General features: G+C 52.6%; 5 protein-coding genes. 2 read left to right on the forward strand and 3 right to left on the reverse strand.

Annotation, left to right across the window (positions count from 1 at the left end; all coding sequences use genetic code 11):
- The first annotated feature begins 340 nt into the window (after nt 1-340).
- Entirely contained in the window at nt 341-8,509 is an 8,169-nt protein-coding gene (locus tag D9N13_RS17300) for an Ig-like domain-containing protein (protein WP_290592601.1), read from the forward strand.
- On the opposite strand, the gene D9N13_RS17305 is transcribed toward D9N13_RS17300, so the two are convergent.
- On the reverse strand, nt 8,479-9,858 hold the full coding sequence (locus tag D9N13_RS17305; protein WP_290592603.1) for an acyltransferase family protein: 1,380 nt from the start codon (nt 9,856-9,858) through the stop codon (nt 8,479-8,481). The two genes, D9N13_RS17300 and D9N13_RS17305, sit on opposite strands and share 31 nt — an antisense overlap.
- 149 nt (nt 9,859-10,007) lie before the next feature.
- On the opposite strand from D9N13_RS17305, the gene D9N13_RS17310 reads away from it, so the two are divergent.
- Nucleotides 10,008-11,678, forward strand: coding sequence for a DUF342 domain-containing protein (locus tag D9N13_RS17310; protein ID WP_290592605.1), 1,671 nt, complete (start codon nt 10,008-10,010; stop codon nt 11,676-11,678).
- A 5-nt stretch (nt 11,679-11,683) separates the two neighbouring features.
- On the opposite strand, the gene D9N13_RS17315 is transcribed toward D9N13_RS17310, so the two are convergent.
- Both D9N13_RS17315 and D9N13_RS17320 read right to left on the reverse strand, forming a co-directional pair.
- Nucleotides 11,684-13,291: a diguanylate cyclase gene (locus tag D9N13_RS17315; RefSeq protein WP_290592607.1), complete on the reverse strand. Its 1,608-nt coding sequence runs from the start codon at nt 13,289-13,291 to the stop codon at nt 11,684-11,686.
- 3 nt (nt 13,292-13,294) lie between these two features.
- A complete protein-coding gene (locus D9N13_RS17320; protein WP_290592608.1) occupies nt 13,295-14,011 on the reverse strand; it encodes a DUF6901 family protein in 717 nt (238 codons plus the stop codon).
- Between the last annotated feature and the right edge of the window lie 16 nt (nt 14,012-14,027).

Raw genomic sequence — 14,027 nt, forward strand, 5'->3', positions numbered from 1 at the left:
TGGACTACAATCAACATATGTACTATTTTTGTTACGGCTCAACCTCAGGTATTTCCGGGTAAGGCCCCGCTATGCGCCAAAGTTTGTGCGTAATCATGGTAATCTGTTGAAAAATACTGGTTTATTGTGGGGCGTTGTGGGGGCGAAGAGTATTGCGTCGCTGGCTCATCTGTAACAAAAAAGAGCACGTTATAACCTCAACGCTGCGGTGAATCGGTGATGCTCAACTATATTTCAATTAAGTGAAATTCCCTTTTTATGGGGCTTATAGAGCATTTAGCAGTATGAAGGCAGGGTATCCCAGTTGAGTGCAATCCGGTTTCTGGTATTACTTGGATGCATGTTGTTATTCACCGCCTGTGGCGGAGGTGGGGGAGGATCGGATGACAGAGACCGTTCCGACCAAACCCAAAGCAGTGATTCAGGAAATTCCAGTTCGACAGATTCAGGTGATGAATCCTCATCGGGCTCGTCATCCGATCCTGTGGACAGTGGTTCCGGCTCTGCCGGAGATCCGCTCAACGCTGGCGATGGAGGCACTACCGCAGGTGGCTATCAGCGGCCTGCCGTGCTTTCGTTGTGGTCTGAGGGTGTAGCCTTTGGTGAGGGGCGCATCATCGATGACACCGTTGGGTTCTCGGGAACAGCACAACCCCGTCATGTCATAGAATTCTGGCTCAATGACTCGATGAGTGGATCGACGGTAGTGGATTCCAATGGTGAGTGGAGTCTGGACTTCACCCCGATCAGCCTCGTTCCAGACAGTTATGAAATCGACCTGGTTTCCATTGCACCGAGCGGTGACCGTGTGTTCTCCTCGCGGCCCTTTATTTTCCGATATGATCCAACAGCACCTGCAGCGCCGATTATTTCAGGCATATCAGATGATGTCTATATTGCCGGTGATGGTGTCACCACCGACGGAACCATTGTGGTCAATGGTACGGCGGAGCCGAATACAACCGTTACCGTCTATTTAGACGGTGTCGCCATTGGAAACAGCGTTGTCAGTAGTGATGGCAGCTGGCAGCTGGATTATTCTTCCGTGGATCTTGCCGATGGTACCTATCTATTGACGGCGGATACGACTTTTCTCACCCTGCAAAGCGCCATATCCCCACAGTTTTCCTTAACCGTGGACCGGGTTGCCCCTGTTGTACCCACTGTCTTCACCATAAGTGATGACTCAGGAATCAGTAATACGGACGCCGTTACCAACGATACCACTTTGCTGTTGTCAGGATTGGCTGAACCTGACAGCAGAATTCAGTTGCGCCGTGACGGTGTGGTGATCGGCAGTGCCCAGGCGGATGTCGCGGGCACCTGGATATTTGATTTTACCAGCTTTGACTTCGCAGATGGGGTGTATGGGTTTACCTTGTCGGCCCGGGATTTAGCGGGCAATGATTCTCCGGCTTCTGTGATCTTCCCGGTGGAAATTGATACCCAGGCGCCGGCGCCGGCTTCTGTCACCTCACTGTTGCCTGACACCGGCATAGTGGGGGACGGGATTACCGCCACTGGTGCCATACAGATTGTAGGGGCGGCAGAGCCAGGGCATTACGTGGATGTGTTGATCGATGGTGCTTCCGCCGGCCTTGCTGCAGTCGATGGAGCCGGGAATTGGTCGCTGGATTTAACCTCGGCTCCCCTGGCCAACGGCCTATACTCCGTGACCACTCAGGTAATGGATGTCGCCGGTAACCTATCCGCGGTATCGGCAGAAGTTATTGTGATCATCAATAACCTACCACCGGCTGCCCCGGTGATCACGGGCGTGCTGGATGACACCAACAGCGCCAGTGATGGTGTCACTGCCGATACCACCCTTGTAATAGTGGGAAGCGCCGATGTCGATACTGATATTGCCGTTTTTCTGGATGGCCTTCAGTTGGGCACCACCACCACAGATGCCGGCGGTAACTGGACGTTTGATTACACGGCTACATCACTGGCTGACGGAGCCTACATTATCAATGCCATGGCGGAGAATCAGGCGGGGCTGCAATCGGTGTTGTCGGCTGATTTCAGCCTCATGGTGGATACGCTTGCACCTTCCATGCCGGTACCCGGTGCGATCACAGCTGACAGTGGCGTAGCCGGGGATTTTATCACCAGTGACACCACGTTGATATTCGACGGTTTGGCCGAAGCCGGCGCCACCGTGGAAATGTTTGTGAATGGCGCGTCCCAGGGTACCCGGGCTGCAGACGGCACTGGTGCCTGGTCTTTCGATTTGACAGGCTCGCCCCTGACGGATGGCGTTTACACTCTGGTCTGGCGGGCAACGGATGAGGCGGGCAATCTGTCGGCGCCGGCAGGTGTTGATTTGGAGATTGACACACAGGTTCCACCGGCTCCCGTTGTGACGGGGTTCTCTGACGATACCGCAGTGGTGGCGGACTGGATAACCTCCGATACCACTCTGGTCTATAACGGCACGGCAGAAGCTAATGGCAGTGTTGAGGTTTTTGTTGACGGTGTCTCCAGAGGAACAACGATGGCAGATACTGCAGGCAACTGGAGCTTTGATGATAGCGGTAACCCGTTGAGTGACGGTGCTCACCTGGTGACGGCTTATGTTTCCGATGTGGCGGCCAATGTCTCGACGGCGGCGCCTGATTTTGCGTTTACGGTAGACGCAACGGCACCCGCTGCTCCCATTGTTAGCGGCATCACTGACGATAGTGGTACACCGGGTGACGGTGTTACCAGTGATAATCGGCTGATCATCTCGGGAACCGCTGAGACCAACAGTACTGTCACCATCCTGGTGGGGGGAAGTAGTGTTGGGACGGTGGCGGCCACCGCCGGCAGTTGGACATTCGATTACACATCGACAGCGCTTGCCGATGGCAGCTATGTTATTAATGCAGTGGCCACGGATACAGCCGGTAATGTTTCACCGGCTTCCGCGTCATTTAATCTAAGCGTGGATACAGTGGCACCTGCAGCTCCGGTGCTGGGCGGTTTAACCGACGATACCAATGTTGCCGGTGATGGCGTTACCAATGACAGCACATTGACTGTCAATGGAAACAGTGAAGCCGGCGCCACGATTAGTGTTTATCTTGATGGCCTGTTAATCGGTAGCCCACTGGCAAACGCCGGTGGTGACTGGACTTTAGATTATACGGGAACCATTCTGGCCGATGGTGCTTATACCTTGACTGCTGACGCTATGGATGCTGCGGGTAATCTTTCGTTGATGTCCAGTGCTCTGAATATTCAGATCGATACCGCGGTACCTGTAACCCCTGCTATTACTTCGATCAGCACCGACAGTGGCACCGCCGATGGCGTAACTAATGACAATACCTTGATTTGGAATGGTAGCGCGGAACCTGGCATAGCAACGCAGTTGTTCATTGATTCCGTTGCCATAGGCACCGCAATAGCCGATGGCCTGGGTAACTGGACCTATGACTACAGCGCTGTCAGCTTGGCGGATGGTGCGTATATTCTAACGGCACAATCAACGGATCTTGCGGGTAATATTTCAGCGTTGTCAGTGGATTTCAACATCAACGTCGATTCTGTGCCGCCGCCGGCCCCGGTGATTACCGCGCTCAGCGATGATACCGGAGTGGTGGGCGATGCGATAACCAGTGACGCTACATTGTTGTTCAGCGGTAGCAGCGAGGCCGACGCCACCATTGATGTTTACCTCGATGCCGCGTATCTGGGCAGTACTGTTGCAGACAACACCGGCATCTGGAGCTATGACTATTCCGCGAATGTTCTGACGGATGGCGACTATTTGATTACCGCCACCGCCACGGATCTGGCCGGTAACACCTCGGCGGGATCGTTGAGCTTTCCTGCAACGGTTGACAGCACTGCGCCGCTGACGCCAGTGATCAACAACATAACTGACGACACCGGTGTTGCCGGGGATGGTATCACCAGTGACAACCGTTTAATTATCAGCGGAACCGGCGAAGCCAATGCCAGTGTGGAAATATTTTCCGGTGCGACGTCGTTCGGTGTGGTATCGGTTGATGGTGGAGGAAACTGGAGCCTGGATAATACCGCAATCGCTTTGGCGGATGGTAATTATACGTTGACCGCGGTTGCCAGTGATGTCGCAGGTAACACTTCGCCGGCCTCTGGCGGATTCACCCTGACATTGGATACCGGTGTGCCCACCGTTCCTGCTGTACTTGGTATATCCTCTGATACGGGTACGGCAGGTGACGGCATTACTGCAGATAATACCTTGCTGTTTTCAGGCAATGCCGATGCGGATAGCACTGTTGATGTTTACCTTGACGGGGCTTTGATCGGCAGCGTCGTGGCTGATGGTGGCGGTAACTGGAGCCTGGATTACAGCGCGACAACGTTATCAGACGGTAGCTATGCCATAACCGCATCGGCCCGTGATTCAGCGGGCAATGCCTCGGCAGCATCAAGTGCTTTTAATGTTGTTATCGATAGCACTGGCCCGGTTCTGCTGAGCACCATACCTGCAGACGGGGCGGTTAACGCGGGCTTGAGTGACAACCTGATTCTCGTATTTGACGAACCTGTTACACCACAGAGTGGTAACATCGTAATTTACAATGCCGGCGGCAGTGTGTTGGAGACCGTGCCGGTCGGAGATGCCAGAGTCACCGGTGGTGGCAGTGACACCATCACGGTGAACCCGAATGCTGTGTTGGTGGGTGGCAGCGGTTATTACATTCAGGTAACCAGCGGTGCGGTGGCCGACGCACTGGGCAACGGCTATTCCGGTATTGCTGATACAACCAGTTGGAACTTCACCAGTGAGCCCACGGCACTGTTGTCATCGGTCCCTGCAGATGAAGCAACAGGTGTGGCGTTGAATGCAACCCTTAACCTGACTTTCAATGAGCAGGTCAGTGTTGCCAGCGGTTTCATTCGTATACGTCAGGTCTCTGACAACAGTATAGAAGAAGCAATTGATGTGACGTCCGGTCAGGTGATCGGTTCAGGAACCGCGTCGTTATCGATCACCCTGGCGGATGTGCTGGTACCCAATACGAATTACTACGTGGAAATCGAAGCCGGTGCGTTAACCAACAACAATGCTGTAAGCTTTGGCGGAGTTACCGATAACACAACGCTGAATTTTACAACGCTGAATGCCACGATTCCATCTGTACTGAACGTTACCTCTACGGTGGCTGATGGAACTTACAGAGCCGGAGATGTGATACCGATTCTGGTACAGTTCAGCGAAGCGGTGACCGTTGATACCAGCAACGGTTCACCACAACTGTATCTGGACCTGGATGTGACTGATCGCTACATCCGCTACGTTAGCGGCAGCGGTAGCGATACACTGTTGTTCAGTTACACGGCGACCTTCGGTGATTCCTCTGCGGACTTATCCTACGTTTCCACGGCGGCTCTGGAGCTTAATGGTGCCACGCTGCGCAGTGATTTTCTGGCCAATGCAGAGTTGGCATTGCCGGTGCCGGGAGACATCGGCTCGCTCAGCGCTAACAAAGCGATTGTGATCATTCCCGACACCGTGTTGGATGTCAGCGATCTGCAGCCGAAAGACGGATTTTTTATTGAAGGAGCGGAAGCCGCTACGGTGTATTTTGCCCACAGCATCAGCAGCGGTGGCGATTTTAATGGCGACGGATTCGAGGATATTGCGATCGGGGTACCCGACAGCAATCTAAACAATACCAGCGGCGGCTACGCCTATCTTGTTTATGGACAATCCGGAGCCACTCGGGGTACTGTTTCAATGTCCGCGTTTAACTCGGCTGACGGCGTCTTTGTGTCCGGTGCAGAAACGGCAGATTATCTGGGAGGAACGGTTAACCTCAGCGGCGACCTCAATGACGATGGTTATGATGACATGGTTGTGGCCGTGCCTCGGGAAGACGATGGGGAGACCAACGCAGGGGCGCTTTACATCATCTGGGGCAGTGCCTCGCCTTCCAATATTGATATCAGTACGGATTTCAACACCGCCGTTGGCGCCACCAATGCCGCCGGGTTTGTGATTCTTGGTAATGAATCCGCAGATGAGATTGGACATTATCTTACCATCGATCCGCAGAACGCTCAGTTCCTGGACGCCGGAGGGGATTTCAATGGTGATGGTGTTGACGACTTGTTGATTGGGCACAATCAGAGTGACTTTGATTCACAAACCAATGCCGGAGTTGGCTACCTTGTATTTGGACGCAGTGGCTCAACCCGGTCCAACTTTAAACTTGACACTTACAAGAAGGAAGGTTTTGCTTTCTATAATACTGGCAGCGGTGATAACTACGTCGGCCACAGTGTTCAGTTTATTGGTGACTACAATGGCGATGGCTACAACGATGTGATCATAGGGGCACCCCAAGCAGATGGCGGCGCCACCGACAGCGGTGAAGCCTACGTGGTATTCGGTAACGCGGGGCCGGAATATCAGGATGTTGATCTTGCCGCCTTGAATGGAATCAACGGTTTTACTATTACCAGCGCTGACCTGAACAGCAAGCTGGGTGGCACCGTCAGCAGTGCCGATGTCAATGGCGACGGACTGACTGATGTCATTATTGGCGCAACCGAAATCGATATCAATGGGCTCAATGACAATGGAGCCGTAGTGGTGTTGTACGGAAATACCAGTCCATCCCATCCGGACGTGGTGCTGGAATCGGTGCCAGCTGGTGCCGGATATATCATCACCGGTGAAAATGACAATGACCGGTCGGCGTTTTCGGTGCGAGGCGCGGGGGATGTGAATGGCGATGGCGTGGACGATTTCATGATATCAACCATTCACGATGACGATGGCGGAGTGTCAGCCGGGGCTGCGTGGATTATTTTCGGCCTGACCGGAACCAGCCGGGGGGATATTGATTTACTGACTCTGAGTGCCAGCGATGGCTTCAAAATTCTGGGTGACGCAGCTGCAGATCAGTTCGGTCGCTCTGCAACCGCAGGGGATGTTAACGGAGACGGTTATCGCGATATGATTTTCTCATCCGTGGCCGGGGACAATGCCGGTAGCTTCGCCGGTGAGGTGAACGTCATCTGGGGTAAGGATTTCTGGGCCATAGTTGAACCCGTTTCGATTGGTGATGCCGGATTAAATAATCTCGTGGGCAGTGATGCTGCTGATGTACTGGTATCCAACGGTGGATTGGATGCCCTATCTGCCGGGGCGGGGAACGATATTGTTCAGATCGTTGATACCGGATTTTTCAATATTGATGGTGGCCGTGGCCTGGATTCCATTCAGTTCACCAGTGGCCCCAACACAGTGGATCTCACCGCCTTGGGTATTGAGTCCATCACCGGCATTGAAATCATTGATCTTGCCGATAACGGCAACAGTCTGGTGGTCAGCAAGCGCAGTGTGCTCGGTTTGTCGAAAGAAGGCCGTTCTTTGTTCGTGCAGGGTGGTTCATCCGATGCCGTTACCTCCACACCTGGGGATGCCTGGGCCTATGTGGGCACCCGCAATGAAGGTGGCATCAACTACAACGTTTATCTGGATAGCGGTGCAATTCTTTATGTGCAGACTACCATTAACTCCAGCGGAGTAGTGAGCTTTGCCTCCACCCAGACCTATGCCTTCAATACCACCGGAAGCGGAGCGGGTGTTTCCGGCAATGTCACAGATTTTCCGGTTCTGATCCGTATTTCAAATAGTATCAGGGATAGTCTGCAGGCGGATTGGGATGATATCCGGTTCACTGACCGGTCTCAATTGGTGACTCTCTCCCATGAGTTGGAAGTGGGCGCATCAGGCGAGTTGTATGCGTGGGTTATGGTGCCGCAGATTGACGGTAACAGTACCGCCGATTACATCACTATGCATTACGATGACGTGGACAACGACTCAGTGCCCAATGGCCAATACCCGCGGGGGGTTTGGTATGACTATGCCGGTGTCTGGCATTTTGATGAAAGCTCTGGCAATGCTCTGGATACGACAGTGTACCAGAACCATGGTGTGCAAAGCGGGACCATCAGCCGTCCTGGGTTCGGGGTGGGGCGGGGTGCCCAGTTTAACAATAGCAGCGAGCAATTCCTGGTGAGTTCCAATACATCGCTGGATCTGTCTGCCACGGCCTGGACGTTTATGGTGTGGCACGATTTTCCGGGTTGTACCGGGTTCGGGTGGAATTCACCAATCTATGAGTTTCTGGGGATGGGTACGAACTTTTCCATGTCCACTGCCAACGTTAACATCCTTGGCGGCTACCGGGGGCCGAAGGCGGATATAGATGGGGCAGCGCTGGGTGGACTGCCTACCTTAACCTTTTGGATTCGGGAGTGTGATGGCCATCTGGCGCTGACCTATGATCCCGCAGCGGCCACCGAATCCCGATTCTATTGGGGCGGAGGTCAATACGACTCAGATGGCTCCGCCGCAACGTTCAGCCTGCAATCCCTGGTGTTTGGTAACACCGGTACCAGCAACTCAATCTACATAGATGAGGCCCGTATTGCTACCAAACGATTCTCCGCAGACTACATCAAACTCACATCTGAAAATCAGACTTTGAACTCTTTGGTAACACCCTGATTGGAATCAAGGTCGTGGCGAAGGGGGCTGCTGTCGGTGGCCCCTTTATTCACTTGCATTAAGTCTCTCAGGTTCAGAAAGGGCTTTTCCACCAGCAGCCAGCAGGCGACCCCGATTAAGGCTGTCAGGATAAAGGCCAATACGGTGCTGATGGCGATGCAGTATACAGCCATTGCCGTTGTACCCAGCCCTTCGATCATGACTAGGTTGTAATAAACGTTCTGCACACAGGCATAAACCACGATGAAGTGCACCAGATACATTGAATAGGTCAGTTGGCTGAAGGGTTGCCACCAGCGCAGTGAAAGAAATTTACCCAGCAGGCGGAAAGTATCGAGATTAAGAAAAACAGTTAACATGAACCAGGCAACCGCAGCGGCAAACAAGGTTCGATGCACTACAACATAGCATCGCAAGGCAAACCCTGAGCCTGAGTATGGTTCGCTTAATATGGGAAAGAAGGTAAAAAATACAATGGTCAGCAGTGCAACTATGTTCAGGGTGGTTTTGATCACCTTCTGCGTGCTTAAGTACGAGCGCAGCTCATCCTGATAGAAACAGTACAAGTGAGCGGCAATGGCGCCGCAGACAAAGGGTCCGAATCGGGTGATCAGGTTGTCATAGAGTTTGGCGTAAAACGTGGCATAGACCTCTTCACCCACCAACATTTCGCGGTAATTGGCATGCCATATTTCCGGATAATAATACATTACCCCCAAGCGTATCAGGAACGAGGCCACCAGCAAGATGATCAAAACGGGCAGGATGGGGCGCCGGGCGGATTTGTACAAGGCCACCAGGATCAGAGGCAGCACCAGATAAAACTGCTCCTCAACCGCCAGGGTCCAGGTCCAGTGTAACGCCATTTTGTCCACTGGCAGGAAATTGTTTACGTAGAGCAGGTTGGTCCAGACCCATTCATAATTACGTGATTCGCTGGCCCAGAACAGGATGACGATCACCGCGTAGATGGGCGTCAGGCGCAGGTAGCGCCTGAAATAAAAACGCCGTAATCGGATATCGCCGGTCTTATCCAGTTCTTTAAACAGGATCACGCTGATCAAAAAGCCGCTGATGACAAAAAACAGATCCACCGCCTTATCCGCGTTCCAGATCCACCAGAGCCATGCCGGGGCACGGTCGGCAAGGTCAAAAAACGCGTCTTTTCCGGTAATAAGTCCGTATATGTAGGCCGTATGAAACACCAGGATCCAGATGAAACTGAAAAACCGGAGCCCATTGATCAGGTGAAAAGTATCATTACCCTGGTCGAATAACGCGGAGAAATTCTTCTTGAATGCCCACGCCCCGAGGGTGGAGTTGGGGCCTGAGTCTTTGATTGTCGTCATTTCTTTTACTTCTTATAAAACTGCGTCAGCACCAAATTGGTGTAGGAATAGCCATTTCCTTTCAATTCAGCCACTTGAAACTATAATTACAACATAATGACATTTTTACCAAATGCCATTATGCCCATAACATCAAAAATGGAACCGGTATGAGCGGATTGCGCTTTGAAGCTTCGCCCGAAGGAAAAGAAATCCAACTGATAATAAGCAAATTGGATACGGATTCCCTGTCGGTGGATTTTCTTCGTGGTCAGTTCAAGCTTACCGAATTTCGTGATTTTTATCTTCTTGATTCTGAGCTTGCCAAGGCACTTTCTCAGTATAAAAGCAAAGCGGTTGAACCCGGTAATGAGGATGGCTTGTGTGACCCCATTAGAATGGTGGTCGCTGAAAAGCGTGAAGCGGTCCTGAATGCGGAATTGTCTGAGGATAAGATGTCATGCTCTTTGATTGCCGAGACCGCATTTGGTGCCGAAAATCCGGATTTTCAAACGGTTAAAGACTTCTTAACCAGGCTTGGAGTGGTCAAGGGCCTGAATGAGTCTCTGCTGCAGTCGCTCTGTAACAAGTTCAGCAACGTGGCCCCGGGAACGGAGTTACGGGAGGTGGTGGCTAAGGGTAAAGCTCCGGGGCAGTCACGTCAGGCCAAAATCGAGATCCTGGTGCTTCCGGTGCAGGATCGCCTGATGAAGCCCAAGTTGAGAGACGATGGCACGGTCGATATGCATGATTTTGGTGAAATCGAAATGGTGGATATCGGCGATGCGCTGCTGCGGCGTATTCCCCCGGTGGTGGGAGAGCCCGGTTACAATGTCCTGGGTGAAACAGTGTTGGCCGCGCAACCCCAGGATAAGACCATAAACGTGGGTGACGGCGCGGAAATCAGCCCCAATGACAAAAATCTGCTGGTGGCCAGCCGGCGCGGCGTGCCCCTCAAGATTGATTCTGGTATGGGTGTGTCGGATGCCTATTGTGTGGGTGATGTGGATCTTGAAACCGGAAACGTGGATTTCGATGGTACCGTGGTGGTGCAGGGGTCGGTTCGTGAAGGCATGTCGGTCACTGCAACCGGCAAGGTGCTGATCAGGGATTATCTGGAATCAGCAACGGTAATTGCCGGTGATGAGGTTGTGATCGGTAAGGGGGTTTTGGGCCGACAGCTCAAAAATGAAGAGGCAGGCGAGCAGTTCAGTGTCCTGATTGAAACGCCGGGTGCAGTTTTCGCCAATTATATCCAATATGCGAAAATTGTCGCACAAGGCACGGTGACGGCACCCAAACACATCATGCACAGTGATGTATCCGGAACCGAGGTGCTGGTACTAAGCCCAAAAAAGACCGAGGGCAAGATCATCGGAGGCATCATCCGGCCCGCTTGCCGGTTGAGCTGCAACACTCTGGGTGGACCTTCTTACATTCCCACGGATGTGGATTTTTCCAATCGCTTCTCTGAGCAAATGGCGGATTTGGAAAGCATTCGGGCGGAGCTGGGTGAGCGCCTGAATGTGGTGCGGGGTATGAAGGAGGCGTTGCGCCAGATTAAAGATAGAACCGGTAGCGACGCAGGTGAACAGGTGGCCAAAATAAGCAATACCATAGCGCATTTCGAAGGTATCCTCAGTGACCTGAAGCAGCGCCGCGAGGCGATTCTCGAAGCGGTTAACGCCATCGTTGAAACCCTCGAGATATCCGTTGAGAAAGCGGTATTTCCCGGTGTTCAGATCACCTTTATTCAGAACCCGATACCGGTCAAGCAGGAACGGGACGGTTGTCGCATCAAGGCCAAGGGCGATGGGATCACTTATTACTCTGGCAACTGATTCAGCTAGCGGTTACTGTGTTTGATAGCATACATGCGTTCATCGGCAAGCTTTAACAGTGTTGAGCGGTTGCCGCTTTCCGAATAGCTGCTGCTGCCGATACTGAGGTCTGAATTGGGGAAGCCTTCATCGCTCAATAGTTTATGCAGGCTGGTCAGATTCCATTGAATCTGCGCGCGGGTAAGAATTACAAACTCATCACCCCCCAGCCGATAGACGTTTTGCTGCCGGCTTTGGCTGATGAGCCACTGAGCGACCAGTGACAACAATCGATCCCCCTCGTTATGGCCAAGTTGATCATTGACCCGCTTGAGTCCGTCCACATCGATAAAGGTCAGAAAAAACTCCTGAACAATACCTTCCGAATAATAGGCCTCCCAGGCGCGAATATCCCGCTCAAAGGCGGTTCGATTGGGTAGCCCGGTTAGCTGATCGGTGCTGGCTCGTTTGTCGGCGTATTGACGGGATTTGCGCAGGAAATTAATCCGGTCGGCCAATGCCAATGCCAGCGCAATGGCATCAAACAGCTGCACCCAGAGCGCCCACAACAGCTGATTATCAAACAGGGTGGTTGCGGCCAGGTTGCCTGCCAGTGTAAATAGAAAGTAAGTGGTAAGAACTCCAAATCCAATGACATAGATTCGGGCCGGACGATATCCTTTGTTAAGGCGCCAAATCCCCAGCCCGAGCATTACGAACATCCAGACGTAGGTACACACTGTTAATGTCAGTTGGTAGAGCGGCAGCGGCAGCAATAGTCCCAGTAAACCGAATACGACCATGGCAATGGCCAACGCCCGTACCAGCAATGTGATCCAGCTACGGTGCGGCAGGCGCAGAAATGAAAGCGCAAACATGAAACTGGCGGCCCCGGCAATAAAGAAGGGCAGATACAGGGTGCTGGCATCCAACGGCACGTCAAAACAGTACAGCATAATTTTGAAGTGCATGGCCCAGGCGAACGTACACAATAACTGGTAGCCTGCGTACCAGATAAAGGATGGGTCCCGGGTTGGGTAGTAGAGAAAGGCATTATAGAGCACCAGTGCCAGCATCGCGCCGATGGCAATCAGAATCATACTGGTGTAGTTGAAATGATGCTGGGCATAAAGCTCGTCGGGAATGATGCTGATCAATGGTTGTTGGCTGATGTAAGGCGCTTTAATATTGATCCAGACACTGACGGCTTCATTGAAGGGCAGATGGATGTCCACACCATTGGAGATATCAAAGGGCGCCTGCCGAAAGTATCCGTTACGGGTGTGATGCTGTGCTCCGGCGTTTACCGTGAACAGGTTGATTTCTTCAATCAGAGTGTTGCTGATGACCAGATGCCAGTTTTCTTGGGGGGAGCGGTTGATCAGGTCAACGCGATACCACAGGGAGTTACGCGGGTCGGATTCAGGTACCGGGACAAAATCGTCCCTCGCGGGAATCCATAGCTCCGACACCGGGGTTGCCGGATCGCTAAGCACCTGAGCGTCAATAGACAGATAATATTGTTGCGTTACGTTGAGTTCCACCGGCTTTCCCTGAGCCGACCAGGCCAGCAGCAGACACAGGAGACCAACCCCTGCAGCGAGGATGCGCTGAATCCTGCTGTCGCGGATCACTGCTCAGGGGTTCTCAAAGCTGACTTCGTTAACCCCCGGCTTGAAGAGAAACGAAAGTTCCTGCAGAGACTCGTTCAGCGTGGGCAGGAAAGACTGGGCAAAAATATCCAGTATGGTGAGTGCATTTAAGGTGGACTCAGATGCGGACGCTTTCTTTAGCCGTTTGGCGATGTGCTGATTGACGATATGAATATCTTCATACACTTGTTTCAGGTCACTAAAATGGTTGCCGCCCTCGGGGTCAACCGGATCAAAAAACTGAAACAGTAAAAAGGTGGCGCAGGCTCTGAAGAGCGTTTCATCCTGAGTCGAGAAAGGCAGGTGAAACCATGCCATGGGCTTGAAGAATCCCGTATGGGGACACCCGCTGGTTGCCATTATCAAACCAATCAGTGAGCGATAGGCCTCCTGTACGGTGGACTGACTCTCCATGGTCATGTTGTCCTTGTGGACTCTGACTTTGACCGATTCAAACGCAGGGTGCGCACTGAAGCTCAGTATGGGGGCGATACGTCGCGCCAGTGGGCAGTTTTCAGTGGTGTTGCTGTTCAATGGACAGTGGGGGCATTTGTCTGTGTCCAATGCCGTCCATTCCGGTGCACTCCCCAGCGGCGCCGGGTGTTCCAGCGTGTTGGGATCGATGTCCACCTCATATTGGAAGTTGTCCTGGGATTTGAAAATAAATTCGTAGCGTACCCGCTTCGTGTAATTTCTGTCCATTTCATCCTGCCCCGAA

The organism is Ketobacter sp. GenoA1 (genome assembly GCF_003671475.1).
Lineage (GTDB): Bacteria > Pseudomonadota > Gammaproteobacteria > Pseudomonadales > Ketobacteraceae > Ketobacter.

Bases quoted from the DNA above. Each gene is read 5' to 3' on its own strand.
- D9N13_RS17320 (WP_290592608.1), bottom strand. From the start codon at position 14,011: ATGGACAGAAATTACACGAAGCGGGTACGCTACGAATTTATTTTCAAA.
- D9N13_RS17305 (WP_290592603.1), bottom strand. From the start codon at position 9,858: ATGACGACAATCAAAGACTCAGGCCCCAACTCCACCCTCGGGGCGTGG.
- D9N13_RS17310 (WP_290592605.1), top strand. From the start codon at position 10,008: ATGAGCGGATTGCGCTTTGAAGCTTCGCCCGAAGGAAAAGAAATCCAA.
- D9N13_RS17300 (WP_290592601.1), top strand. From the start codon at position 341: ATGTTGTTATTCACCGCCTGTGGCGGAGGTGGGGGAGGATCGGATGAC.